This window comes from Ureibacillus sp. FSL K6-3587, from assembly GCF_038593165.1.
GTDB classification, from domain to species: Bacteria; Bacillota; Bacilli; order Bacillales_A; family Planococcaceae; genus Ureibacillus; species Ureibacillus suwonensis.
The window spans coordinates 916,869-940,093 of the sequence record NZ_CP151969.1; the positions used below are offsets into that span (position 1 = coordinate 916,869).

A 23,225-nucleotide genomic window follows, 5' to 3' on the forward strand; every position below is an offset into this window, starting at 1 on the left:
CGATTCTCCCCTTATTTGAATAAAAATGGTGTTGGGTCAAATTGGCCACCCCACATTTCCGTCTTGAGTTCAAAATGCAAGTGAGTACCCGTAGCACGTCCGGTTTTTCCGCAAGCACCGATTGATTGCCCGCTTGAAACACTTTGGCCGTTTTTTACATTGATTTTACTTAAATGGGCGTAAGCGCTGATGAAATTGCCATGCTGGATTTGAACCAGGTTTCCGTACGTGCCCCTTACGCCTGCATAAACCACTACACCATCCTGAACGGCATGGACTGTATTCGATTCATTGCAACTCAAATCCACTCCCAAATGAAACTCTCTTACCCCGTCCAAAGTGCGCCATCCATAAGGTGAAGTGATTTCCAACGACCGTTTCAATGGAGAGGAGAAACCGTTTGAAAGTGTGGCTGAATTGCCCATCATCGCAGAAGGCAAGTATCTCAATACGGCATCCACATATTCAATGTCCCCATAGCAAGCTTGATATTGAATGGCGGCAGGTCTATGGCATTTATACAACCCGGTGTTTTTGAACTTTTGATACATTTTTTGCGAATACTCAATCGCCAATTCCTTTGTGTACGCTCCTCCATTGGCCATCACATAGTCAATAAATCCGCTTCCGAAGTTATAGCTTTGAAGCGTCAATTTTACATCGTAATTCGCCTTTTGCAAAACATTGACGAAGTGTTTTACACCATACACAATACTTTCGTCCGGGTTCTTGATACATCCGATTCGCCCGCATTTTGATTCACTTGCCTGCATCGGATCATTGCCTCTTCCTCCACTCTCCTGCATCATTAAAGCAAGCAATAAATCTGTATATTGTTCAAGCTCAAATTTGGATAATTCGGAAGCGATTTGTTCCCGATACCGTTCAACTTCCGGCGATACTTGAGCCGTACCAAAAGCCGACATTTCCACATTTTCCCCTGTCTTTAAAACACCTTGTATGGCCCCGATGATGCCGATCATGATAATAAAAAAGAGCAAAGCAATGATCGCAATGCTCCAAAGGATGATTTTCTTTCTGACCGTAAGAACTCTATATTTTTCTTTGATTCGGTTTTTTACAGATTTTTTTCCGACAGCGGCAGTGGCATTTATGACTTTTACCATTATGCGCCACCACCGAATAAAGTTAATTCATTAGGCGGAATTTCGACTTTAAACGTTATATTTTTAACCCCGGAAATGGAAAGGATTAAGTGGCCCGTTTCGAACCTAGGAATGAGCTGCAATTCAGAATCGGTTATCTGACCTTCAAAAATGGATTTGATGATCGGCAAAGTAATGGCATCCTGTTGCGCGATAAATTTGTATTGGGTGAGTTGGAACAATTTTTTAATATTTTCAGCGTTGTCATTGGTAATTTTCCCATCATAGTTCGGCACGAAGTCATTAATCGAATGGCTTACAAAGAATATGCCTCCGAAGTATTTTCTGGCTTCACGCATAAACCGTTCAATATATTGGACGGCCGGCTTTGAAATATCCCTTGTGTTGATGATGTTATGCGCTTCGTCCATAATAATGAGGTATTTGACAGCATCTTCCACCGTCAATTCCCCGTGATTGAACTTTCTGAATTGGTTGGATCCGTTGACAATCATTCCATCCCATAGGGTGTTCATGATATTGAACAATTGCGCCTGGAAAATCTCCCCTTGCAATGATAACAATGAACGCAAAGGAAACGACACAATCAGTTCATCATCAAAGGACCGGATGGATGAATGTCCATCGAAAATTTGACTATAAATTTCAATCAGATTTTTTATCGTCAACTCGATACTGCTTAATATGGCCACATTGCTTTCCGACAAATTTTGTTTGATGATTCTGTTTGGAAAGTCCTCGTAAAGTTCATCCCGGATTAACTGAAGGAACTCGCTGAAAGTTGGATATTCATGTGCTTTGAAGGTTGTAATCGGCAATACTTTCTTTTCCGACCACAAACCCTTTCGAATATATAACTTTAATAATAGAGAAGAAAACATCGACTTTTCATCGTCGGTCGCTGTCGGCTTCAGATAATTATAAAAAACTTTCAACTTGGATAGATGCTGCATGAAAGACAGTTCTTCATTCGTGCTGCCATCATCATTGACCGCTGTTTTATATACATGCAGAGGGTTAATGATCCCTTCCGAACCGTCCAATGCAATCTGTTTTCCACCAAGGGCTTCCACCAACTCGCTGAATTCACCGGTTATATCGAGGATGCGAACTTTGTTTCCGCGTATCGCCTGTTCAAGAACCATTTTTTTCAACAATGTCGATTTCCCGCTTCCCATCACGCCGACCATTAAAGCATTATAATGCTTCCTTTGTTTGTCTTTATGGAAAAGATCGAACAGCACGGTTCCTCCAGTGTAGGTTGTGCCTAGATAAGTGCCATTCGGATCGTGCAAAGCGGTGTAGTGGAAAGGATATCCTCCAGCCAATGTGGTAGCGGAAATTTCTTTTCCTTTTCGTTTATTGACATATTTCAATTGTGTATGATAGCTCGTAAACATACTTTCCCATTCCCATTCCTGTTCATTTAGAAAAACAGCGGAACGGAAATTCATCGCTTCCAATTCTTCCATTACTCTGCGTGTATTAATCTCCAATTCTTCCAAAGTTTTGCCTTTCACGTATAAACGGAGATGAATACATTTGACAATTTCCCCGAGCGCTATGTCATTGTAAAGCTGATCCAATTCCTGATACAGATTTCGTGCATCAATGCGCTCAATATTTTCTTTGGCGTTGTAAAAACGGGCGTTCTGCTCGGCCATCGCACGATTGATTTTTTCAACCACTTCATGTTTATTGGCATTGGCTATATCAATTGTGGCAATGACATTGGGCATGTTTAAAATGGGTTCCAACCAATAATCTTGTACGATGCTTTGATATTTATAGACATGCAAACACGTTATGTACCCGTCTCCCAAACGTATATAATTCGGTTCAAATTTAATCCCGCCTTGTGGCTGTATCGCCGCAACCAGATTGGGGTTGTAGCCTTTTTCAACTTTTACTTCTTCGTCGGATTTCTTTCGGATGATACGTTGCAATTTTTCAATCAGATCCATGCCCTTCCTGCCCCCTTATTCATTTTCGTTCAACGGTTTTGTGTTAGGGTTAAACAATTGGAATAGAATATTGGTCTTTTTCTCCAAAGGAATCCCAATCACCGGATTGCTTCGGCTTAACAAACTTTTCACCCGCTGTACCTTTTCCAATAACTTCTTTTCATCGTCAGAATAAAGAAATAAGAAGTACTCCCGGTTCGTACGGTATTTTTCAAGGTTTTCCAATTCTTTCATTCTCGCTTTTAAAAAAGTTTCGTAGGCCGGATTTTTATTGTTTCTCATTCGTTGGGCAATATAGGCTTTTTGCCGTTCCAAACTCAAAGGCACATCCAACGGGACGATTTTCAGATCGTCAATATAGGTGGCGTAAAATATGGCCAAGGTATTAATATCATTCTGCAAATCTGTTTCATTAAGCGAGTAAATGTCCTTCGATTCGATTTGAACAATTTCCAGATATTCGCCGCTCCTCATTTCGAAAAAATCATTGTTGGTGATATCAATAATTGGACAGATTTCTGCGAAAGAAGATTTAACGGCCGTTTTTTTCTGTTTCTCCTGTTTTTCGGAAATGACGTTGTTCTCATCAAGAATCGCAAAACCGTTTTGCGAACTTTTCTGCTTCGTCTTTTTTTCATCTAAAAATACCATTCATGTCACTCACTTTCAGAATGATCGATTGCACAATAAGTATTTTTTTTTCGCACAATCGCATAATATATCGCATGAAACATCCGTTTGTTCGGATTGCTTTTCGGTCGAATAATCATAAATATGCCAAACAGCACCAAGAAAACCGTGTACCAGACTTTTAAATCACTGTGTACATATTCGATGGTGATTGCTCTGAATAAAATTAATCCGACAATAAAAAGTAAATCGAACAAATAAATGAATTTCGTAATTTTCAATTCACTGGAAATTTCCCTAGGAATCCGATAAATGCGCATAATCACACCCCGTTAAAAAAGAAAAGTAGTATTTAAATGGCAACACTACCTTTCTTTCAGTTTATGACTTCACTTTTTCACGTTTTTTGATTCGTTTTAATCGTTCTTCCGCACTTTGACTTTTAATAATATATTTTCGTTGATCGTTTCCGTTTTCTTGGGAATGGCGATTCGTTTCATATGCCAATGATTCATTTTCATCTGCGAATCCATTGGAGAAATCGATTGAATGTTTTTTGGTTTGATGATTTTGGTCATTTTGAGTTGAAGTTTGTTGCCCTTTATTGTTCACTGATAAATCTTCGCTGTAAGGAGAACTAGCCGCATTTAGATGGCCTTGGCGGTTTTTCCCGATTGCAAGGTTGATATCTTGGGCTTCTGTTCCTGTTTGGCTGACAGCTTTCATACCGGAGCCCGCCAAATGCCCTGCCAGCGATTGATTAACATTACTTTCAAATGGGGATTTGGGCTGCAATTTACTTAAAGGCGATTGATTTCCGATTACATGTTCAGTTTCAATTCTTTGATTTTTGGATTGGCCATGGTTTATATCTTCAAGAGTATGCTCCGTTGATAATTTGCCTTTGATCGCTTTGGCCAACCCGTTTCCAAATTTTTCGGTAGCATACGCTCCGACCGCCAATCCCCAACCATTTCTGAGGCCGGCATCGATGCCAAACAGCCTTTCCACTATATTCGGGCAGTCGATCACCGCCACACTGAAACCGATTAAAGCGATTAAATACGCCCATCCATCCAAATTATTTTCCAACCAGACAGTCCCGATCATATAAAGTTTCATCGACAGGAAGATTAAGATGACCACGATAAAAATGCCCAATATATTTTGCAAAATCTTTTTTGTTTTTTGTCCGTCATGGATATCAACAGGGGCGATAATCGTTGCGAGCAACTGATTAAACACCAATTCAAATGACAGCCTTGCCAGCTTATAAGCAATGGCGAACAATGTGAATCCCAATGCGCCAAGAGTAATGACGATGGTCAGCCAATCAACCGAGAATCTATAGTAGTATTCTTCATTCCATCCGTTTTCCCCGTCTTGTTCAAGTTCGGCCAATTCGACAGAGCCGTTTTTCCATGTCAAATAATGCTGGGCGACTTCGGGATGCTGGAGATTCAATTCTTCATGTTTGAGTTTTTCTGTAATTTTAATATTGCGTACGATACTCAATGGCAAGCTTTGGATTTTCTCCGGGTTCTCCCAGTTATTTTTATCAAACTCCACTAAGTCTGTTATATTCCTGGAAATGATGTTTTCCGATATGGTTCCATTATCAACACTGTATAATGATCCGTTATTGATGGCGCGGATCGCTTCATCCGTAAACTGATTCACCCTTTCCATCCCGCTGAACATCAATACTAAAACGGAAATGGATACGATTAAATTGATCCCGATTGTTTCAGCATCCAATTTTCTTTGGAAAATCAACATATACCCGGTAATAATTAAACTAAGGGCCAATAAAACCCATAACAACGGTCTGATGGAATCTATAAACGAGACCACTTCCGGGTTTTGGAAAAATTGCTTCGTCAATAATATGGTGTCAATGACATTTTCCATCCCGTCCACTAAGATGGATAAACCTTTGATGACCACCCAACCAATCGTACGCATTCCATCCATAAAAACATTTCCTATCGAAAGGAAATCCTCGAATTTTTCCAAAATATCAATGGTTTCTTGATTACTCACGTGATTTTCTCACCGCCTTTTATTACCGTTCAATTTTGCATCAACTTCGATCGCAGCGTTTCATCTTTTACATTTCAATAATTTCCGAAAGATTTCGATTGATTTTATAATCGTATGTGTCCACAAGGGTGATTGTTTTTTGGGCGGAAGTTTCCTCATCCGTTTCATTAAAAATGGTGATGAAACAATCGTTTAACAAAACCCTTATTTTTCCGCCTCTCTCAAGTAATGATTTATTTTTTTGGATAATTTGGTATAAAGCATTTTGCACCTTTGATCTCCTTCCTAATGATTTTCCTTCGTTTCTATTCCGCTTTTGTGGAAACCGACCTTTCCAGTTTAAATATTATCTATGCTGCAAAAATGCGCCCCGCCGGCTTCCATTGCTTTTCTTTATAAACTTTGCAATTCTTTTCTTTTATCTGTAATTTGTTTGGCCAGTTGGTTCGCTTCATTAATTTTCCGCTCATTCACCATGACTTTATATTTTTCTTCCAATGTTTTAATTTCAGCAGTGATAACCTCATATTTCGTAATCTTTTTAGATAATTCATCACTATTGTTATTGTTTAATTCCAGTTTCGCCTCATCTATTTTTCCAAGTTTCAATAATGCATAAGTTTTCATTTCGGAGCGTTTCACATTCATTCTTACATTTTGGATGTTCAGCATCAGTTTCCAGTCCCCGTCCAAATAAGCCAAATCATATCTTGCCTCATTTGTGGGATAAATTTCGTTAAATGCCGCTATTTTTTCCCTTTTTGTTTTCTTTGGAAGCGTTGAACTCATGATCATTGTTTCAGCCTGAATATGATCTCCATCAAATAACTCAACCGCTTTTTGGAATTTGTTATTGTTTATATATTCAAGAAATAAAATTTGCACTTGATTATCCGTCAACTTCTTCTTATCTAATTGTTCAAGTTTGGCAAACATTTCGTTTTTGTCGCCCATTAAAGCACTCTCATATATCGCTATTAATTCCTGCGATTGTTTCAATTCTTCGCCGCTGTCTGCGAGGGCTTTTTCATAGTTGTCTTTTTGAACCACGTATGTAAATCCTGTCACTAAAGATCCTGTCAGACCCAATACGGCAATTGCATAAACGCTTTTACGCTGCCATCCTTTTAATTTTGAAATTTGACTTTTATCCACTTTGGCGAGGAATTTATCTACCTTTTCTTCCTTTTTGTATTTCTCCGGTGTCAACTTCTCGATTTGATCTAACAGATACAGCTTATCGGCCTGAAATTGTTTATCCACCTTAATGCGGTTGGCCATATTTTTAACTTTGTGATAAATATTCGGAAATTCATAAGAACCAAATTCAAATGTTCCTCTATAATAAACTTTGTTGTTATCCCCCAAGACTTGAAATTCGCTGGTGAATTGCTCCTTTTCTTTGCGGCATTCGTGTTCAATTTTATGGCTCAATTTGACCGCTTCAGCGAATGACATGAGTTCGAAATTCTTTATTTTTGAATTTGGAACGTTGTAAAAAATTACTTTCATCTGCAATCTCCTTTCCAAAAATTTAAGCCATCCCGCATGCATAGATGGCTTAAACATATTTATTGGTGATGATATCCCGCAAACAATAAAAGCTACTCTTCCCAATGATTTTTAGAGTAGCTCTGAAATCTTAAAATTTAATATTTGAACTGATCGAATTCGCAAGAGAATATGCGCCTAAAACAACAATTAAACCGACCACCCCGCCAATAAACCATTTGACGGCTTTTTGGCGGCCTTGTTCCCCTCCGAAAATCAAATAATATCCGCCGATACAAAATGCAATGGCAGTCGCTATAACGGCAGGCATTTGCAGCCATTCAAGAAAGGCTTGTCCCGTAGCGATTAAACTCTCCACTCATTTCCCTCCCTTTTCTCCAAGGTGCCGCTTCGATCGTTCACATCCTGATTTCCACCTGAACTGATTCTCAAAAATTCCGCAAAAGAGCCCCCCACAACACACTCAATAAGGACAGTTTGGGGATTCGGTGAGTTTATAGCCGTTCACTCACAAACTCTATGCAGCATATAGCTGCAATGCACAGTGTTTTTAGATAACACAGAACTATCCATGTAGCCTTTTTCATGAACAAGTTTTAGGAATCACTTGTTGAACCTTCACTTATGTATATCCGTCTACCCGACTACCAGGCAACAGACACATCGTTATTCAATTGTTTTTTCAATAACCGTCCTTATTGAGTGTGTTGTCGGCCCCAAATGGTTAAGTTTATATTTATCTATTTATACATTTGCTTTCGCTTTGATTTTTTTAGGTTTCACTTTTTTTAATTCATCTGTTTCATTCTTGCGCTTTGCAATCACATGATTGTTTTTTACAACGGTTCTTGCCCGATAATATAACTCTGTCACTTTTTCAATTTCGCCCGTTTCCTTTTCGATACCCACGAAGCCTTTAAGTTCATATGTTTTACCTTCAAAAGTTCTTATCGAATCATTTGCAGGCAACTCATATAAACTCATTCTTTCCATTACTCTCTCACCTTTATCAAAGTCTATTTTGTCGAAGGGGATCTCTCCCAAAGAAGTTAAACCGATCAGACAAGAAAATTTATAAAGATCGTAAACAGAAGGCAGTGTTTTATTATTTTCCCAGAAACTAATTTTTGCTTGCGAAACACCAACGGATTCCGCCACTTCCAACTGTGTGATATTGCGCTTTTCCCGTTCCCGTTTCATCCAATCTCCGAGTAACAAACATTTCACCACCATTTATTAGTTACGATATCCCGCACAACAATGAATATTTAAAAATTTATTGAATATTCAATATTAATTGGCATTTAAATTTTAACAAAGTTTTGTTATTAGTCAATTTATCCATAATTCCTAAAAAAATTGGTCCATTAGTCAAAAAGCACCGATTTGTGCAAAATTTATCTTTTTCTTTATATTTTCTTTGATTCGTTTCGCTGGAATGTGGATTTTGAAATATGTATAGTTATATTAGTTTCAAAAAAGCTGTCATTCTAAAGAGTGGATAAAAATACAGTGTTGGGGAGAAAAAGATTTCATTGAAGGAAGGAGGATCGGCATCATTGGATATACATACAGCTCTGGCCTTACGGATGAAAGAACTTGCGGAAGAACGGGGCAAAACACCAGCAGAAATCGGCAAACTGGGTGGTCTGAGACAATCCACCATTTCAGAAATCCTTCAAGGAAGATCAAAGCATCCTAAGATTGATACAATAACGAAGTATTGCCAAGGTTGCGGTATTTCGCTGCATGAATTTTTTCAAAGCGATTTATTCAAAATAGCGGAAATACCTCCCAAAAAAATGCATAAAAAAATGATGGAAAAAATGAACAGAAAAGCGGAGGGATGATTCTTTCCATATACATAATATAAAAATGATGAAAACTAGTATAAAAAAAATGTATAAAACATGTCGATATTTTAATAATAAAATGGTTAATTGTTATAGTTAAATATAAGCATTCAATTACACTTTTCTCAAAAATTTGCCGTTACATACAAATAAATACCATTATTCGACCGAACAAATAGGTCGTTTTCCTTTGGATTCGACAAATATTTCTTTATGTTAAATATATTTCAATTTCTTTTCTGATATTATATTTTTATTACATACTCCGAAATACAGTACTTAGTCCCTATATTTTACGCATTTCCTGCTGATTCGTTAAAGAAACATCTATACATATAATAAATGCCTGCAAAATTTTGCAGGCATTTAATTCATTTTAATGATTTATTGTGAACTTGCGTCTTTCAAATATTTAACGGTTTTCCTGCTTCCAATGGTCAATACAAGAATCCCGCCAAGCAGCAGCAGCACGCCCATCCAACTCATTGGGCTTAAATACTCCCCTACCAAAAAGACCCCGAGTAAAGCCGCTGTCAAAGGCTCCGCCAAAGACAATGTCACCGCTGAAGAAGAACTGATTTTTTCAAGACCCGCCAAATAGAAGATGTAGGCTAAACTCGTTGCAAATAGGCCCATAAAAAGCATTGGCCACAGATTTTGCCCTTCCAACACCCAGGAAACGCCACTTCCCGAAAAGGGCAACAGAAACAGCGCACATAAAGTAAAGGTCATCGCCACGCTCGGCAACGTCTCTTCCCTTTCCGTCAATTTCTTGCTGCAATTTGTATAAAGGGCAAACATGGACCCGGCACATAAAGCAAGCAAAATGCCCAAAGGATGAATCGTTGTATCCCCCCGCGTTACAAATAACAAAATGCAGCCTATAATGGCGAGCAATGTTGCAATTCCCCACACTCTGTTCGGACGTCGTTTAAAAAGCAGCCATTCAATGATTCCAGAAAAGACCGGTGAACTGCCAATGGTTACCACCGTTCCAACCGCCACTCCCGTATAGCGGACAGAAGTGAAAAATAAACATTGGAATAAAGCGATCGTCAGTGCTGCAAAAACGGTCCATTTCCAAGACCATTTTTTAAAATTGATTTTCCGCATGATGAGGACTGCAATGAGCAATACCCCTCCCCCAATCGCTGAACGCACTCCTGCAACAGCGATTGGCGAAATGCCTTCCCGCAAAAAAGTTTGGGTGGTTCCAACGGTTCCCCACAACATTGCCGCAAGCAACACGAATATATATGGTAATATGTTCATTGCATATCCTCCCGAAATGCTATTTTACTGTAATGCTACCATATTTTTCAGATGATTACATCATTTCGAAAACCGCTTAAAATCCTCGCCGTTTCCTATAATAATAATGTAAAATAAAAGTAAGAAATGACGGATCGTTTACACAGTGAAATCATAAAATGAAAGGCGGGTCGTAATATGTATAAAACCGTTAGCGAAACGGCAAAAGATCTCTCAATGCCTGAAGAAATGGTCCTGCGCTACATTTACGAAGGCCGCATCAAAGCTGTCCACGATGGTGAGCAATTCCTCATCAACAGCGACCAATTTGACACGTACCTTGAACAATTAAAACTCCTGAAGGAAGAAATGGAGCTTTGGCAAAGCACCCCAATCCCGGATGACATGGATGTCCGGGATGAAGATTAACGATTACGGACGCTTTTCCTGAAAACATGTACCTTTCACAAGCAATTCAATGAAACCGAATGGACCTCTCATGAACAAAAAGATCATCCAAATCCATCATGGATATGGATGATCTTTTTCTTGCACATCAAGAAAAAATGCTTCTTGAAAAAAGCTCCCCGAGAAGCATCCAAGAAGCACCCTTTTTAAATTGTCACTACAAAACCGGCACGTTTGCCGATAATTTCCGCATAATCTTCCACCATCACGCTGGCAGTCGGATACATCCCCGCACCCGGTCCAATAAGTGTCAATGTGCCAATGTAGTTTGTTTCCATTGTTACCGCATTGAACACATCATCAATCGGATATAGAGGATGCTCCTTGCTTACAAGCATTGGCCCCACTTGAGCAAAAATTGTGCCATCAGGCAACTTTTCCACCTCTGCCACGTGACGATACCTGAGACCTTTTTCTTTTGCTTCTTTCACTTGTTCCGGCGTAATGCCGTCGATTCCAACAACTTTTACATCTGCCCAGTTTGGCTGCTCACCAAAGGCCAATGCCGATAAAACCATAAGCTTTTTAAATGCATCTTGGCCGGAAATATCCATATACGGATCCGCTTCTGCATATCCAAGGGCTTGCGCTTCTTTCAACGCTTCATCAAAAGACCAGCCTTCAGCGCGCATTTTTGTCAAAATGTAATTGGAAGTGCCGTTTAAAATTCCCTGAATTCTTGTCACATCGTTGACGAGCAAAATGTTTTTCATTGTCTTGATGACAGGCACCCCGCCTGCAACCGTCGCTTCATAGCCTACAAATACACCGTTTTGCTTTGCAAGTTCTTGCAGTTCAAGCCCGTATTTTGCAAACATCACCTTATTTGCCGTAATGACGTGGCACTTTTTCATTACCGCTTTCTTTAAATATGTGTATGCAGGCTCCTCGCCTACAATCGCTTCGAATACCACTTGCAAACCTTTAACGTTTAAGCAGTCATCAATGTTATCTGTCAACAAATGCCGTGTTCCTGGAACTCTCTCTTTTGTTGTGTCCCGAACCAATATTTTTGCAACCTCTAACTCGACACCCAGTTTTTTGCGCAAATCTTCCCGTTTTTCGTTCAATATATGATAAATGCCTTGGCCAACTGTGCCAAATCCTAAGATGGCCGCCTTGATTGTTGCCATTTTCCTTTTCGCCTCCATCTTTTCTTTCGAATTGAAATTTCATTGTTGAACAACGAGTGCTGAAATTCTATACTATACAAACACTCTTTATTTGCAGATATAAAAAATAATAAAATTCAATATTTTTTGAAACATACAGAAATTTTAACGTATATTTGAAAGGAACTCAAGGGAATTCTACCCAAGATGGACATTTGTTTTCTACGAAAGGGCATACAACTATTATAATATAGCAAACTTGCTCACTTTTAAAATAAAAAAAGCCAGTACAAACATTGTACTGACCTGTCATTCACCTGTTCACGATGCATTTGCCAACAAAACATTTCGGTATTGGACCAAAATTTTTCTCATCAGCTCTTCTTCTTCCGCTGTAAAGTCTGGAACTCCGTAAGGTCTTCGAATCAATTGGAAATCTCCATATTTTAAATACCATTCTTTTGCCGGCTCTGAAATATGTTGCTCACCAAATTCTTTGTATTCATCATATACTTCTTTGACGACATAATCATGGGTTAGCAAGGAATATGTCTGTTCTTTATATGGTCTGTACCCAAAAACACTTTCCCAGCGTCTATCGACGATTTCAAGCAAATGCTGCAACGCTTTTGCATTCACAAAGGTATTCGTTTCATTTAATTCATATATGATATAAGCCGCAAAATTTTGGGCGCTATAAACCTTACTCATCGGACCAGCTCCTTTATAAGTTAAGGGGGAAAGCCATTAAAGGCTTTCCGTTTTTATTTTAGGGGGGATCAGATACGATGGAATCTAATCATTCTCTTATAACTAATATATACGATCCAATTTAAAATTTCAAGTATCCTAATTAATTTACTAGGTTTTATTTCAACAAAAGGGGATAGGGGTTATAACGAACAACTATACCTGCTAAATGACGGGTCAGCAATTTTAATTAGGATGTGAATTGCATTCGAATGGGAATACAATTCACATCAAAAGTAACAACTTGATGTTTGGCGAACTTTTTCTGTAAAGGGGCGTCTTCATGGCTGCGAATGGGCAGCTTTTATAGGAATCGACCATATTTATTGCTTCAAACCGCTGAGTAAGCATTTTTTAGTAACGAGCTTTGGATTTTTACCCGCTGCAAATGGGCAGCGTTTTATTTTGCTACGGATGGGCAGCATTTGTTTTTGGATTTTGCAACTGCTGCGAATGAGCAGCTTTGAATCCATATAGCCAGTGCCGGATTTACATGCTTTGATCCGCTGACACTGGGTTCTTCAGCTCAAATGAGAGCCGAATTGGGATTTTCCGGTATCAAATGACCGTTCTTTCTTTTATATGCAAATAGAGGGGCTTTTATAAATGATCAACTTAAGCGTTCTTTACACCAAATTCAGCTGCTGCTTTGGCTAAAGCCTGATCTAAATCCGCAATAATATCATCTGCGTTTTCCAAGCCGATGGATAGGCGGATGAGCTCTTCTCCAACACCGGCAATTTTCAATTCTTCAGGAGATAATTGTTGGTGAGTTGTTGAAGCCGGATGAATAATCAATGATCTTGCATCTCCAACGTTTGCAACATGAGAGAACAATTTCACGTTGTCAATAACGACACTGCCTGCTTCACGGCCACCTTTAATGCCGAATGTCACCATAGAACCATAACCGTTTTTCAAGTATTTTTTCGCTAAATGGTGAGATTCGAATGATTCATCTCCTGGATAATTCACGTATTCCACGTATGGGTGGTTTTTCAAAAACGCCACTACTTTTTCCGCATTTTCACTATGTCTTGGATAGCGGAGGTGAAGAGTTTCCAATCCTTGAAGGAAACTGAAAGCCGCATCCGGACCTAAAGTTGGGCCTAAGTCGCGCAATAATTGAACGCGCAATTTTGTTGCAAAAGCTGCGCCTGCTGTATCGATGCCGTAACGGATGCCGTGATAAGTGTGGTCAGGCTCTGTGAATCCAGGGAATCGGCCTTGTGTCCAGTCGAATTTTCCTGCATCTACCACAACGCCACCGATTGTTGTACCGTGGCCGCCAATCCATTTTGTTGCTGAATGGATAACAACATCTGCTCCAAAATCAATTGGATTGCATCCATATGGTGATGGGAACGTATTGTCGATGATTAATGGAATGCCATGTTCATGGGCAATTGCTGCTACTGCTTCAATATCTAAAATATTTAAGCTAGGATTTCCTACTACTTCTGCATAGATTGCTTTTGTTTTGTCCGTAATTGCTTTGCGGAAGTTTTCCGGATCTCTTTCATCTACAAATGTTGTTGTAATGCCCCAACGAGGTAATGTGTTAGCAAATAAGTTATATGTTCCGCCATACAATGATCCAGCAGAGACAATTTCATCTCCCGCATTGGCGATATTTAAAATGGAGAAGGCAACTGCCGCCTGACCGGAAGATAGAGCAACAGCTGCAGAGCCACCTTCTAGCAAGGCAACACGCTTTTCAAACACATCGACTGTCGGGTTCATGATGCGGGAATAAATGTTTCCGACTTCTTCAAGGGCAAATAATTTTCGTGCATGTTCTGTGTTTTTGAAGGCATAAGCCGTCGTGCGATAAATCGGAACGGCAATTGCACCTGTTACTGGATCAGGTTGTTGACCACCGTGAAGTAATAGCGTTTCTGGTTTGAATTCGGACATGATATTTCCTCCTAAACATAAATTTGAGATGGAAGGTTTCGAGAAGGCACCGAAGATAAAAACAAAAGCCCTCTTCGTATAAGAAGAGGGCTCTGTACACGTACATTTCCTCCTCTTATCTTTCAGACAAACGTCTGTAGGATTTAGCACCTTTGCAAATACTTGCCGGTTGCCGGGCATCTTTGGGCCTATTCCCTCCGCCACTCTTGATAAGAGTAATGATTAATTTTCCATCGTTGGATTAACTATAAAACATAGTAACCCACTCTGTCAACTATTTTTTGAAATTTTTAAATCTTTTTTTATTTTATTGAGTATAATAGATTAAAGCGTTTTTTTCTATAAAAGGAGCAAATATTATGTTGATAGAGCTGATTATTTCACTTATTGCGGGATATTTTATCGGTTGCATCCATGGATCAAATGTGGCCCAATACCTTTCCGGGGTGAATCTAAAAGAAGCGGGCCATGGAAACGCGGGGGCTTCCAATGCCACCTTGACCCTTGGCTGGAAATACGGCATACTCGTAGGCCTCATTGATATCGGAAAAGGCGTCCTTGCCATAATCTTGGCAAAATATTTCTTAAATCACTTCACTTCATTGGATGCGGAGCAAATTTCCATATTCCTTTATTTGATAGGCGCGGCGGTCATTTTTGGCCATAATTTTCCCATCCATATGAATTTTCGGGGAGGAAAAGGAACCGCTTCCCTGATCGGCATTTTCGTTGCGATCAATTGGAAAATGGGTCTTCTTGCCGTAGTCGGTCTTATCGTTGTCTCTTTATTGACCAATTATTTGATTCTGGGCGTGTTTTTCTTTTATTTTGCATTTGCAATCAGCGCTTTGCTTTATGAGCCCTCCCTCTGGCCTTTTATCATTGTTCTGTTCCTTCTTTTGGTCGCAATCATTTTGCATTTAGAAAACATAAAACGGATGAAGCGCGGCACAGAACCGACGATCCGTTCCGCCTTTAAAAAGAAGAAAGGCCCATCCGTATAAAAATAGTATCTTCCGTAAAGGGGTTATTCGTTGAACACACTTGGCTACGGAAGATACTTTTTTATTGTCCGCCCATTTCCGATTCATCCCGGTATGTTTCTTTTCCTTTAAAATAAGTAAGTATGACTTTTGCTTCGCTGATTTCACCTGGCGGAACCCTGAAAATATTTTTATCCAGTATAATAAAGTCCGCCTGCATGCCTACCCGGATTTTTCCCAATTGCGCTTCCCAGCCTATTTGCCTCGCCGCATAAATGGTGTAGCTTCGGAGCATCTGCTTCAATGTGGCGCTTTCTTCCGGCCACAAAGGCTTTTGACTTTTTTCATCATTCCAGTGAAGTCTTGTCATTCCTGTCTCAATTCCATAAAGCGGGTTCAACTCACCATCAGGATAGTTGCTGAAAGATGAGACCGGCAATCCCTTTTCAAAGTAGCTTTTCATTCGATGCCAGTTTTTAAGTTCGTCTTCCTTGCCGGCATCTATGGATTGATGAAAGATGGCCGGCTGGACGGATGGAATAATCCGAAACTTCCGGAAGTTTGTCAAATCATCATTCGTTACGATCGGCATATGGGAAATGACATGTTTAAAATTCTTTTTTCCATTTCGTACCCGCGCATATTCAAATCCTTCAAAAATCATGTGCAACTCTTTTTCTGCTTCCACATGAATCCGAAAACCTTCCCGATCCAGCAAATCCAACATATCAAGAAATTTCTCCTTCTCCCAAACCGCATTTTCTGTATAATTCATTTTTGCCGTTTGGACGCTGTAATTTTTCCCTTGGTAAATCTCCCTCCACTCTTTAAAAAGTTCGATCTGATCCAAATCCTTGAGGGGATCCACGTAGATTCCCAACTCATAGGTCATGGTCAATAGATTTTTCCGATCCAGTTCATCAAAGGCTTTCAGCACATTTTCCGAATGGTTTCCCAGGGGAACAAATGCAGCCGTAATACCGTATCTGGCTGCATCTTCTTGATATTTAATCAGCGCCTTTTTATATTGTTCCACGGAAAAGTCCGGCTGCGGCAGCACTTGTACGACCATATCAGTGAATTGTCCCGGAATGATTCCGGACGCTTCTCCAGTTTCCGTTAGGCCATGCTCAATATGATCTAACCCGGATATTTCCAATGTTTTGGAATTGACCCATAGCTCGTCTCGGTGAGCGGAAAATGCGACAAATGGGATATCATGCACAAGTTGGTCAATAAGGTCTCTTGGCGTTTTTCCGCTTTTCCCCCATGCTTCTTCCGTCACTTTTTGATTCCATCCAACTGCGCACAGCTGTTTTAATTGTGGATGCTGTGCACGGTACGAAAATATGGCTTTTTCATATTCTTCGAAGGTGGAAAAGGAACTCAAATCCAACCAAAACATCTTCTCCGCTTTTAAATAAGCGGCATTGTGGCCGTCAATAAACCCCGGCAACATCAATCGGTTGTCCATATACATCACTCTTGTTTGAGGGCCCTTATAGGCTTGCACCCCTTCCCGGTCTCCTACATAAACAAATTTTCCGTTTTTCACTGCAACCGCTTCCGCCTCTTCATTGGCTTTATCCATCGTAAATACGCGGACATATTCAATCACCAAATCCGCTTGGACTATCTCTTCAGCTCCGATCCCCTTGTAAGGGACGGCTATCAAACATAGCAAGAGCAGTACAATGAAAAGCAATTTTTTCATTTATACGACCTCGCTTTGCGGGAGAACTGTTTCAATTTAGGGTATTCGTTTTTCAACAATACATACCGCTATTTTATAATCATCAATCCTTTGCCCTTGAAACAACTTTATCCCTGCAAATCAATGGATTCCTTTTTGCTTTTTGGGCGCTGTGCCCGACCCTCTTAATATGCCCACAAGCGGCACAATCCTCTCACGGTGATCCCCTCCTGCCACCGCCTTCCTCCCTTGCAATGTTCAGCTTTGTATTTTGGGGACGGTGGTTTGAATAATTCAAATTTTTTCCATTGGCAAAAAAGTATAATATGATACCTTTAAGAAGAGAAACATCGCTTGATGAAGCGATATTCCAACCAATTAGTACATAAAAGGGGTGTAAAGATTGAGTGTAAAAGAATTATTGCGCAGTCATACTTCTGTTCGTAAATATACAGGAGAAGAAATACCGAAAGAAAAAATCATCGACTTGATTCAGACAGCCCAGATGGCCGCTTCTTCCCACTTTGTACAAGCTTATAGCGTCATTTTGGTGACGGATGAGGAAAAGAAACAAAAGCTTGGGGAACTTTCCAACAATGAATTCCAATTCCAAACGGCCGGAGCCGCTTTGTTATTCTGTGTCGATTTCAAACGATTGGAAGTGGCAGGAAGAAAGCACGGTGTCGATATTACGGTGGATACAGCGGAAAATGTCTTAGTAGGTGTCGTTGATGTGGCGATTTTTGCGCAAAATTTTGTCATTGCCGCAGAATCGGAAGGCTATGGTATCTGCTATATCGGAGGTGCCAGAAACAATCCTGAAGCGATCAGCGAATTATTCAACTTGCCTGAACATGTATTCCCGCTCTTCGCGATGACCGTTGGAAAACCGACAAAGAAAAATGAAACAAAACCGAGACTTCCTGTTGAAGCCGTAGTGCACGAAAATGGATACGACGTGGATAAGTACGACGAAATTCTGGATGAATATGATGCCATTATGGAAAGATATTATGCATCCAGAAGCTCCAATCAAAAAGTGTCCAATTGGACGAAACAAATGGCTGATTTCCTAATCGATCAACGCCGTCCTCATATTAAGGAATTTTTAGCTTCCAAAGGATTCACTTGGAAATAATCATACTACCTGAATAAATGAAATCCCTATTAGGCTGATCATTGAAAAAATTATCTCCTAATAGGGATTTTTATTTTGGATGAATGCAATGGCGTTTCGTCCACTCCAACATAGATTGGAAACAGTACGGGGAAAAGGACTATTATCTTAATATCGGATAACAAAAATCGAATCTTTTCTCATAGATTCAACAATTACCCTGATGGAAAATTCCTATTTTGTCGTATACTTCTTTTTTTTGACATTTCAAATAGATTAAAATTAATGAAAAGATTTCCTTAATTGGATAATGATGACCACGAAGGGAAGAGGAAGATGAAACAACATAAACAAGTTGCTTTATCCCTTGAACGTCAACATCTGAAATATGTAAAAAGTTACTATAAAACATTGGCGGACATCAACATGTGTTTAGGGAATATCCACCGCAGCATCCAACCACGAATTGATAAACAAAAATACCGGTATGCAACGGAATACGTCAATCAATATATTTCCTACACAAACGTCTGGAATATTAAATTTGTCTATAATTTGGAAAACCCTGAAGTGGCCCTCCTTCAGATTTTCCATTTGGATTACATTTTTGAACATGAACCGGAGAATCGCTTTGCTACGGAACGCAAGCTGCTTGAAGAGCAGAAGGAGCGCTTTTTTACAGTCAATCCCTATAAAGCGGAACAAATACAATCAAGAAAACAGGAGATGCTTGATTATATAAAAAATCGCTCCGAACCATCCGCTTCTGAACATGAAAAACCCGAAGCCAAATGATGCTTCGGGTTTTTTCATCTTCATTATGATTGGCCGATATTAACGACTCCTTCAATTTGCAACGCTTTTACCGGCAGGAACGTTTCACCGGTCTCAAAATAACGGATGACCACTTGATCCCCTTCCCGCAAGTAGATGGACAGCGGTTCGTTTTGGGAACTTACCACAAAATTTTGCCCATTATTCAGCAAGAAGGAAACAAGCGTATAATCCCCTACCTGTTCTTTGTAAACGCGAAGAACCGTTCCGGTAATCGTTTTTTCTTCTGCATTACTTGAACCATCCACCGAACTTGCCCCCCGTGTTAAAGCCGTTTTATACTGTCTCAATGCTTCATTAGGTGTTGAACCGTATACGGATATTTCCGGATTCACCGCGGATACAATAAAGTAATTTTGCAAGAAGCCGTTGGTGTCAAGAACCGGTGCAAGCCAGCTCGCTTCTCCGTAGAAATTGTAAAGGATTGGCATAGCCCCATGCCATTCTTTTTCGATAAATTTCTTCTCAATGATGTCCAAAGCCCCTTGGGAATCCATATAAGATTCTTCTATATTCCCCGTATAATACACCGCTTTCCCTGTCCGCGCATGGGTCAAGGAATAGCCGAGCATGGAATCTACGCCTTCTTTCGGGCTTGTAAAATCCGTAAAGTAATACATTTCCCCATCCTGATTAAAGACCGGGCTCACATTCGCTTCCGTCCCTTCATCGGAAGGCAATTTCACGTCTTTTTTGCCAAAGATGCTGTTCCAGAAGCCATGAACATATTTTCCAAAATAGCTGTTCTGAAGGCTCACCGCTTCCGGAGAAACCGCCCCGTCAATGAATTCCGGCACTTCTTCCAAAGGAATTTTCTTTGTTTCACCAGAATATGCATCCACCATGACAATCCCTTTCACATCAAACCCATTCCGGGCTGAAATAAATTCACCGTAAGAACGGATGTAATAAGGGGTTCCGTCATCATCCACCTCAAGTTGCGGATCGCCGTAGAAAATGAGCGTTGGATACTGCAGACGGATATGGCGTTCCAAATTTTTATTAAAGAATGCAGACGGCACATAGACCATTTCCTTGGCAACAAATACAGGATTATCATTGGAATCCGTTGCGCTCATTTTGAAATAGCCGGGCGTCGTATCTCCATTCAGCCATTTGAAAAACCCGGAAAACTCAACAGGGGCAATATAAACGAACTCCCCATTCACCTTCTGGATCTGCAAGTTGCCAAGCTCATAATAACTCGTATTCGGCACTTGCCCAAAGGCTTTCTTCATTTTGTTTTCCGCAAATTGAGGAGGGACGCTGGCCGGGGTTTTTGTTTCATCAAAGGGTTCAATTTCCACTTCTTGTTCCATTTTTGCAGATTCGTACTTTTCATCCGCATTAAAAATCGGAACAATCAACAAATAAATGAGTCCAATTAAGCTGGCAAAAAACAGGAGCCCTTTTAGCGCCCGTTCCGCTCCACCGGATGCAAGAACGCCGAACAGCAAAATCACCGGCATTGCGTATAGGGCAACCGTCCACTGCACATCAATCTTCGTCAAATAAACAATTAGGAAATACAGGATCCAGCTTGTAATAAAAACAAAAACGAAAGTCTGCAACAATTGTTTGAACGGCAATACATCGCCCTTCGGCAATTTCCTCGTAACCGGAACAATGAGAACCGTTGTAATGATTGAAAAAATTAGGGTCGTTAAGATCAGTTGAGTCATCCTTTTCACCTTCCTTGTACTTTTCTACGGAAGAGATGAAGAAATAGTTTCAATTATTTGCCGATTCCCGCAGCATATTTCTCATCAGAAAAAAGGAAAAATGATACAATGGGGGCAGAAAAGTTGAAGGAGGCAACGTCATGAAAGAAAAAGTGATTGAACGATTGATTCGATACGCCCAAATTGACACCCAATCGGATCCGGAAAGTTCCTCAACCCCTTCCACCAAAAAGCAATGGGACTTGTTGAATATTTTAAAAGATGAACTTGCCGAAATCGGGCTGACAGAAATCTCTCTGGATGAAAACGGGTATTTATTCGCCACATTGCCATCCAATACAGACAAAGAAGTGCCAACAATCGGATTTTTGGCCCATGTCGACACTTCCCCTGATTTTTCAGGCGCGAATGTCCAACCGAAACGGATCGACAATTATGATGGCGGGGATATCCAACTGAATGATGGAATCGTTTTATCCCCGAACCAATTCCCAAATCTGAAAAATTATGTCGGACAAACATTGATCACGACCGACGGCACAACGCTGCTTGGAGCGGATGATAAAGCGGGCATTGCGGAAATCATGACCGCCATGGAATATCTGGTGGAACATCCTGAAATTAAGCACGGGAAAATCCGGGTGGCTTTTACCCCTGACGAAGAAATCGGACGAGGACCACATAAATTTGACGTAGCAGCTTTTGGGGCGGACTTTGCCTACACGATGGACGGCGGGCCTCTTGGCGAATTGCAGTACGAAAGCTTCAACGCAGCCGCTGCAAAAGTGACAACACACGGAATCAGTGTTCATCCCGGCTCTGCCAAAGGGAAAATGGTCAATGCCATCACGATGGCCATCAAGTTCCATAACTTTATGCCTCAAGAAGCCGTTCCGGAAAAAACGGAAGGCTACGAAGGGTTCATCCATCTGATGAGTTTCAACGGTTCCATAGAAGAAGCAACCCTTTCTTACATCATCCGCGACCACGACCGGGAGAAATTCGAGGCGAAAAAAGAATACTTCCGCGTAGTGGAGCAACGCATCAAGGAAGAATTTGGCGAGGACGCCATCACTGTTGAGTTGGAAGACCAATATTACAACATGAGAGAAAAAATTGAACCGGTGAAAGAAATTGTCGACATCGCCAAACGCGCCATGGAAAATCTAAACATTTCGCCAATCATTGAGCCGGTTCGGGGCGGAACGGACGGCTCCCAATTGTCCTACATGGGTCTGCCGACACCGAATATTTTTGCCGGTGGCGAAAACATGCACGGCAAATTTGAATTTGTATCCGCCGAAACGATGGAACTCGCTGCAAAAGTCATCGTTGAAATCGTCAAACTCTTTGAAGCGGAAGGGAAATGATTTTATGGGCTGCCTGGAAAGAAAAGTCTTTTCGGGCAGTCCTTCATTTCTTGTTTGGCAGAGAAAGGGTATGGGAAACTTCGCAAAAATAATAGCCATTCCAATCCCATGTTATAATTGATTCGAGGTGATATGTCTATGCCAGCCTTGACCTATGAACAGCTTGCTTTTTTGAATTCATACGGCATCATAACAGAGGAACCAAGAACTCCTTTATTCACTTTGGAAAATTTACATAAGGAATTCTTTCTGCCCGATTTTTTGAAGCTCATGATGGAAATTACCCAAGCAGGAACAGAAGCCGCTGCCATCTCCCACTTCGGCCGGCGCTACGGGATGTTTGTCGCGGCCCAATTTTATTTTCTTGCTGCCTATGATGAAATTTGGGACGGCAAATTGGAAGACGTCCGTTACTTCCATGTCCATGAATACGGAATCGATACGCTCGGCACTTACATTACCCCGACGGACTATCGTTATGTGGAAGAAAAGGAAAGGGAATATGTGATTTCCAAAATTCTTTATCAGGCCCATCAAATCATTATGCAGCTTCGCGAAACGACGACCATTTCCCCTTTGACTCTTTGGGAAAACATTTTCGGCTATATGTTGTGGAATTATTACGAACTGCTTCAAAATCCGTTGCTTGCAGACCGGGCTTTTGAAGACATAGAAATACTGGAAGACACCAAAGTATGGCAACGTTTCTCCAACAAATCATGGTTCTATCAATACACAAACGGAAAAAGCCCGTTGGATCTCATCAACAAATCGGTAAGAAAAAGCTGCTGCTTCTCGAAGGATATTCCGGGACTTGAAGCTTGCACCTTTTGTCCAATGAAGTAACTTTCAAGATTTCCTGCCTATGAAGTGTGAACGGATATTGGTTTATGATCACTTCATTTGAGCATTGGAAATC

22 protein-coding genes, 1 pseudogene and 1 riboswitch are annotated in these 23,225 nt (G+C 40.5%); of the genes and pseudogenes, 7 read left to right on the top strand and 16 right to left on the bottom strand.

Annotated features, from left to right (window positions below; genetic code table 11):
- Nucleotides 1-11: 11 nt before the first annotated feature.
- The 10 genes and pseudogenes from NSS77_RS04490 to NSS77_RS04535 form a co-directional block, all read right to left on the bottom strand.
- Complete coding sequence (locus NSS77_RS04490; RefSeq protein ID WP_342470575.1) at nt 12-1,127, bottom strand: lysozyme family protein; 1,116 nt, start codon at nt 1,125-1,127, stop codon at nt 12-14.
- Nucleotides 1,127-3,091 (bottom strand): type IV secretion system protein VirB4, encoded by a 1,965-nt coding sequence (locus tag NSS77_RS04495; protein WP_342470576.1) that lies wholly within the window; start codon nt 3,089-3,091, stop codon nt 1,127-1,129. The genes NSS77_RS04490 and NSS77_RS04495 overlap by 1 nt, the downstream gene beginning before the upstream one ends.
- A gap of 15 nt (nt 3,092-3,106) precedes the next feature.
- Nucleotides 3,107-3,742 (bottom strand): hypothetical protein, encoded by a 636-nt coding sequence (locus NSS77_RS04500; protein ID WP_342470577.1) that lies wholly within the window; start codon nt 3,740-3,742, stop codon nt 3,107-3,109.
- 5 nt (nt 3,743-3,747) lie between these two features.
- A complete protein-coding gene (locus NSS77_RS04505; RefSeq protein ID WP_342470578.1) occupies nt 3,748-4,041 on the bottom strand; it encodes a DUF5592 family protein in 294 nt (97 codons plus the stop codon).
- 61 nt (nt 4,042-4,102) lie between these two features.
- Nucleotides 4,103-5,764, bottom strand: a complete 1,662-nt coding sequence (locus NSS77_RS04510; protein WP_342470579.1) for a pLS20_p028 family conjugation system transmembrane protein — start codon at nt 5,762-5,764, stop codon at nt 4,103-4,105.
- 67 nt (nt 5,765-5,831) lie between these two features.
- Nucleotides 5,832-6,035 carry a hypothetical protein gene (locus NSS77_RS04515; RefSeq protein ID WP_342470580.1) on the bottom strand — a complete coding sequence of 68 codons (204 nt, stop codon included), beginning with the start codon at nt 6,033-6,035 and terminating at the stop codon, nt 5,832-5,834.
- 122 nt (nt 6,036-6,157) lie between these two features.
- Entirely contained in the window at nt 6,158-7,276 is a 1,119-nt protein-coding gene (locus NSS77_RS04520; RefSeq protein WP_342470581.1) for a hypothetical protein, read from the bottom strand.
- Between the two features lie 130 nt (nt 7,277-7,406).
- Complete coding sequence (locus NSS77_RS04525) at nt 7,407-7,634, bottom strand: hypothetical protein (RefSeq protein WP_342470582.1); 228 nt, start codon at nt 7,632-7,634, stop codon at nt 7,407-7,409.
- Nucleotides 7,635-8,020: 386 nt separating this feature from the next.
- Entirely contained in the window at nt 8,021-8,269 is a 249-nt protein-coding gene (locus NSS77_RS04530; protein WP_342471195.1) for a hypothetical protein, read from the bottom strand.
- A gap of 54 nt (nt 8,270-8,323) precedes the next feature.
- A pseudogene (locus NSS77_RS04535) lies at nt 8,324-8,509 on the bottom strand (helix-turn-helix transcriptional regulator); the annotation flags it as partial.
- A 326-nt stretch (nt 8,510-8,835) separates the two neighbouring features.
- On the opposite strand from NSS77_RS04535, the gene NSS77_RS04540 reads away from it, so the two are divergent.
- The gene (locus tag NSS77_RS04540; protein ID WP_342470583.1) at nt 8,836-9,126 is read left to right on the top strand and encodes a helix-turn-helix transcriptional regulator; all 291 of its coding nucleotides are present in this window, start codon (nt 8,836-8,838) and stop codon (nt 9,124-9,126) included.
- A gap of 387 nt (nt 9,127-9,513) precedes the next feature.
- Here NSS77_RS04540 and NSS77_RS04545 read toward each other — a convergent pair whose 3' ends face one another.
- Complete coding sequence (locus tag NSS77_RS04545; RefSeq protein ID WP_342470584.1) at nt 9,514-10,401, bottom strand: EamA family transporter; 888 nt, start codon at nt 10,399-10,401, stop codon at nt 9,514-9,516.
- Nucleotides 10,402-10,578: 177 nt separating this feature from the next.
- Between NSS77_RS04545 and NSS77_RS04550 the strand changes: the two genes are divergently transcribed.
- The gene (locus NSS77_RS04550; protein ID WP_342470585.1) at nt 10,579-10,809 is read left to right on the top strand and encodes an excisionase family DNA-binding protein; all 231 of its coding nucleotides are present in this window, start codon (nt 10,579-10,581) and stop codon (nt 10,807-10,809) included.
- A 185-nt stretch (nt 10,810-10,994) separates the two neighbouring features.
- Here NSS77_RS04550 and NSS77_RS04555 read toward each other — a convergent pair whose 3' ends face one another.
- The 3 genes from NSS77_RS04555 to NSS77_RS04565 form a co-directional block, all read right to left on the bottom strand.
- Nucleotides 10,995-11,981, bottom strand: coding sequence for a homoserine dehydrogenase (locus NSS77_RS04555; RefSeq protein WP_342470586.1), 987 nt, complete (start codon nt 11,979-11,981; stop codon nt 10,995-10,997).
- Between the two features lie 300 nt (nt 11,982-12,281).
- Nucleotides 12,282-12,671, bottom strand: a complete 390-nt coding sequence (locus tag NSS77_RS04560) for a hypothetical protein (protein WP_342470587.1) — start codon at nt 12,669-12,671, stop codon at nt 12,282-12,284.
- A 654-nt stretch (nt 12,672-13,325) separates the two neighbouring features.
- Nucleotides 13,326-14,627: an O-acetylhomoserine aminocarboxypropyltransferase/cysteine synthase family protein gene (locus NSS77_RS04565; protein ID WP_342470588.1), complete on the bottom strand. Its 1,302-nt coding sequence runs from the start codon at nt 14,625-14,627 to the stop codon at nt 13,326-13,328.
- A gap of 112 nt (nt 14,628-14,739) precedes the next feature.
- A riboswitch (SAM riboswitch) is annotated at nt 14,740-14,843 on the bottom strand.
- Between the two features lie 143 nt (nt 14,844-14,986).
- On the opposite strand from NSS77_RS04565, the gene NSS77_RS04570 reads away from it, so the two are divergent.
- Nucleotides 14,987-15,631 carry a glycerol-3-phosphate acyltransferase gene (locus tag NSS77_RS04570; protein ID WP_342470589.1) on the top strand — a complete coding sequence of 215 codons (645 nt, stop codon included), beginning with the start codon at nt 14,987-14,989 and terminating at the stop codon, nt 15,629-15,631.
- A gap of 61 nt (nt 15,632-15,692) precedes the next feature.
- Here NSS77_RS04570 and NSS77_RS04575 read toward each other — a convergent pair whose 3' ends face one another.
- Complete coding sequence (locus NSS77_RS04575; RefSeq protein WP_342470590.1) at nt 15,693-17,324, bottom strand: amidohydrolase family protein; 1,632 nt, start codon at nt 17,322-17,324, stop codon at nt 15,693-15,695.
- A gap of 382 nt (nt 17,325-17,706) precedes the next feature.
- Between NSS77_RS04575 and nfsA the strand changes: the two genes are divergently transcribed.
- Together nfsA and NSS77_RS04585 are read left to right on the top strand one after the other, a co-directional pair.
- A complete protein-coding gene (nfsA, locus tag NSS77_RS04580; RefSeq protein WP_342470591.1) occupies nt 17,707-18,441 on the top strand; it encodes an oxygen-insensitive NADPH nitroreductase in 735 nt (244 codons plus the stop codon).
- Nucleotides 18,442-18,756: 315 nt separating this feature from the next.
- A complete protein-coding gene (locus NSS77_RS04585) occupies nt 18,757-19,215 on the top strand; it encodes a hypothetical protein (protein WP_342470592.1) in 459 nt (152 codons plus the stop codon).
- Between the two features lie 23 nt (nt 19,216-19,238).
- On the opposite strand, the gene NSS77_RS04590 is transcribed toward NSS77_RS04585, so the two are convergent.
- A complete protein-coding gene (locus tag NSS77_RS04590) occupies nt 19,239-20,936 on the bottom strand; it encodes a hypothetical protein (protein ID WP_342470593.1) in 1,698 nt (565 codons plus the stop codon).
- 140 nt (nt 20,937-21,076) lie between these two features.
- Between NSS77_RS04590 and pepT the strand changes: the two genes are divergently transcribed.
- Nucleotides 21,077-22,306 carry a peptidase T gene (pepT, locus tag NSS77_RS04595; protein WP_342470594.1) on the top strand — a complete coding sequence of 410 codons (1,230 nt, stop codon included), beginning with the start codon at nt 21,077-21,079 and terminating at the stop codon, nt 22,304-22,306.
- A gap of 138 nt (nt 22,307-22,444) precedes the next feature.
- On the top strand, nt 22,445-23,152 hold the full coding sequence (locus tag NSS77_RS04600; protein ID WP_342470595.1) for a Fe-S oxidoreductase: 708 nt from the start codon (nt 22,445-22,447) through the stop codon (nt 23,150-23,152).
- The last annotated feature ends 73 nt before the right edge of the window (nt 23,153-23,225 follow it).

Excerpts from the sequence above, each read along its gene's own strand:
- NSS77_RS04600 (WP_342470595.1), top strand. The coding sequence starts at position 22,445 with ATGCCAGCCTTGACCTATGAACAGCTTGCTTTTTTGAATTCATACGGC.
- NSS77_RS04565 (WP_342470588.1), bottom strand. The coding sequence starts at position 14,627 with ATGTCCGAATTCAAACCAGAAACGCTATTACTTCACGGTGGTCAACAA.
- NSS77_RS04550 (WP_342470585.1), top strand. The coding sequence starts at position 10,579 with ATGTATAAAACCGTTAGCGAAACGGCAAAAGATCTCTCAATGCCTGAA.
- NSS77_RS04520 (WP_342470581.1), bottom strand. The coding sequence starts at position 7,276 with ATGAAAGTAATTTTTTACAACGTTCCAAATTCAAAAATAAAGAATTTC.
- NSS77_RS04500 (WP_342470577.1), bottom strand. The coding sequence starts at position 3,742 with ATGGTATTTTTAGATGAAAAAAAGACGAAGCAGAAAAGTTCGCAAAAC.
- NSS77_RS04555 (WP_342470586.1), bottom strand. The coding sequence starts at position 11,981 with ATGGCAACAATCAAGGCGGCCATCTTAGGATTTGGCACAGTTGGCCAA.
- NSS77_RS04590 (WP_342470593.1), bottom strand. The coding sequence starts at position 20,936 with ATGACTCAACTGATCTTAACGACCCTAATTTTTTCAATCATTACAACG.
- NSS77_RS04495 (WP_342470576.1), bottom strand. The coding sequence starts at position 3,091 with ATGGATCTGATTGAAAAATTGCAACGTATCATCCGAAAGAAATCCGAC.
- NSS77_RS04530 (WP_342471195.1), bottom strand. The coding sequence starts at position 8,269 with ATGGAAAGAATGAGTTTATATGAGTTGCCTGCAAATGATTCGATAAGA.
- NSS77_RS04490 (WP_342470575.1), bottom strand. The coding sequence starts at position 1,127 with ATGGTAAAAGTCATAAATGCCACTGCCGCTGTCGGAAAAAAATCTGTA.
- NSS77_RS04570 (WP_342470589.1), top strand. The coding sequence starts at position 14,987 with ATGTTGATAGAGCTGATTATTTCACTTATTGCGGGATATTTTATCGGT.
- NSS77_RS04585 (WP_342470592.1), top strand. The coding sequence starts at position 18,757 with ATGAAACAACATAAACAAGTTGCTTTATCCCTTGAACGTCAACATCTG.
- pepT (WP_342470594.1), top strand. The coding sequence starts at position 21,077 with ATGAAAGAAAAAGTGATTGAACGATTGATTCGATACGCCCAAATTGAC.
- NSS77_RS04545 (WP_342470584.1), bottom strand. The coding sequence starts at position 10,401 with ATGAACATATTACCATATATATTCGTGTTGCTTGCGGCAATGTTGTGG.
- NSS77_RS04575 (WP_342470590.1), bottom strand. The coding sequence starts at position 17,324 with ATGAAAAAATTGCTTTTCATTGTACTGCTCTTGCTATGTTTGATAGCC.
- NSS77_RS04505 (WP_342470578.1), bottom strand. The coding sequence starts at position 4,041 with ATGCGCATTTATCGGATTCCTAGGGAAATTTCCAGTGAATTGAAAATT.
- NSS77_RS04560 (WP_342470587.1), bottom strand. The coding sequence starts at position 12,671 with ATGAGTAAGGTTTATAGCGCCCAAAATTTTGCGGCTTATATCATATAT.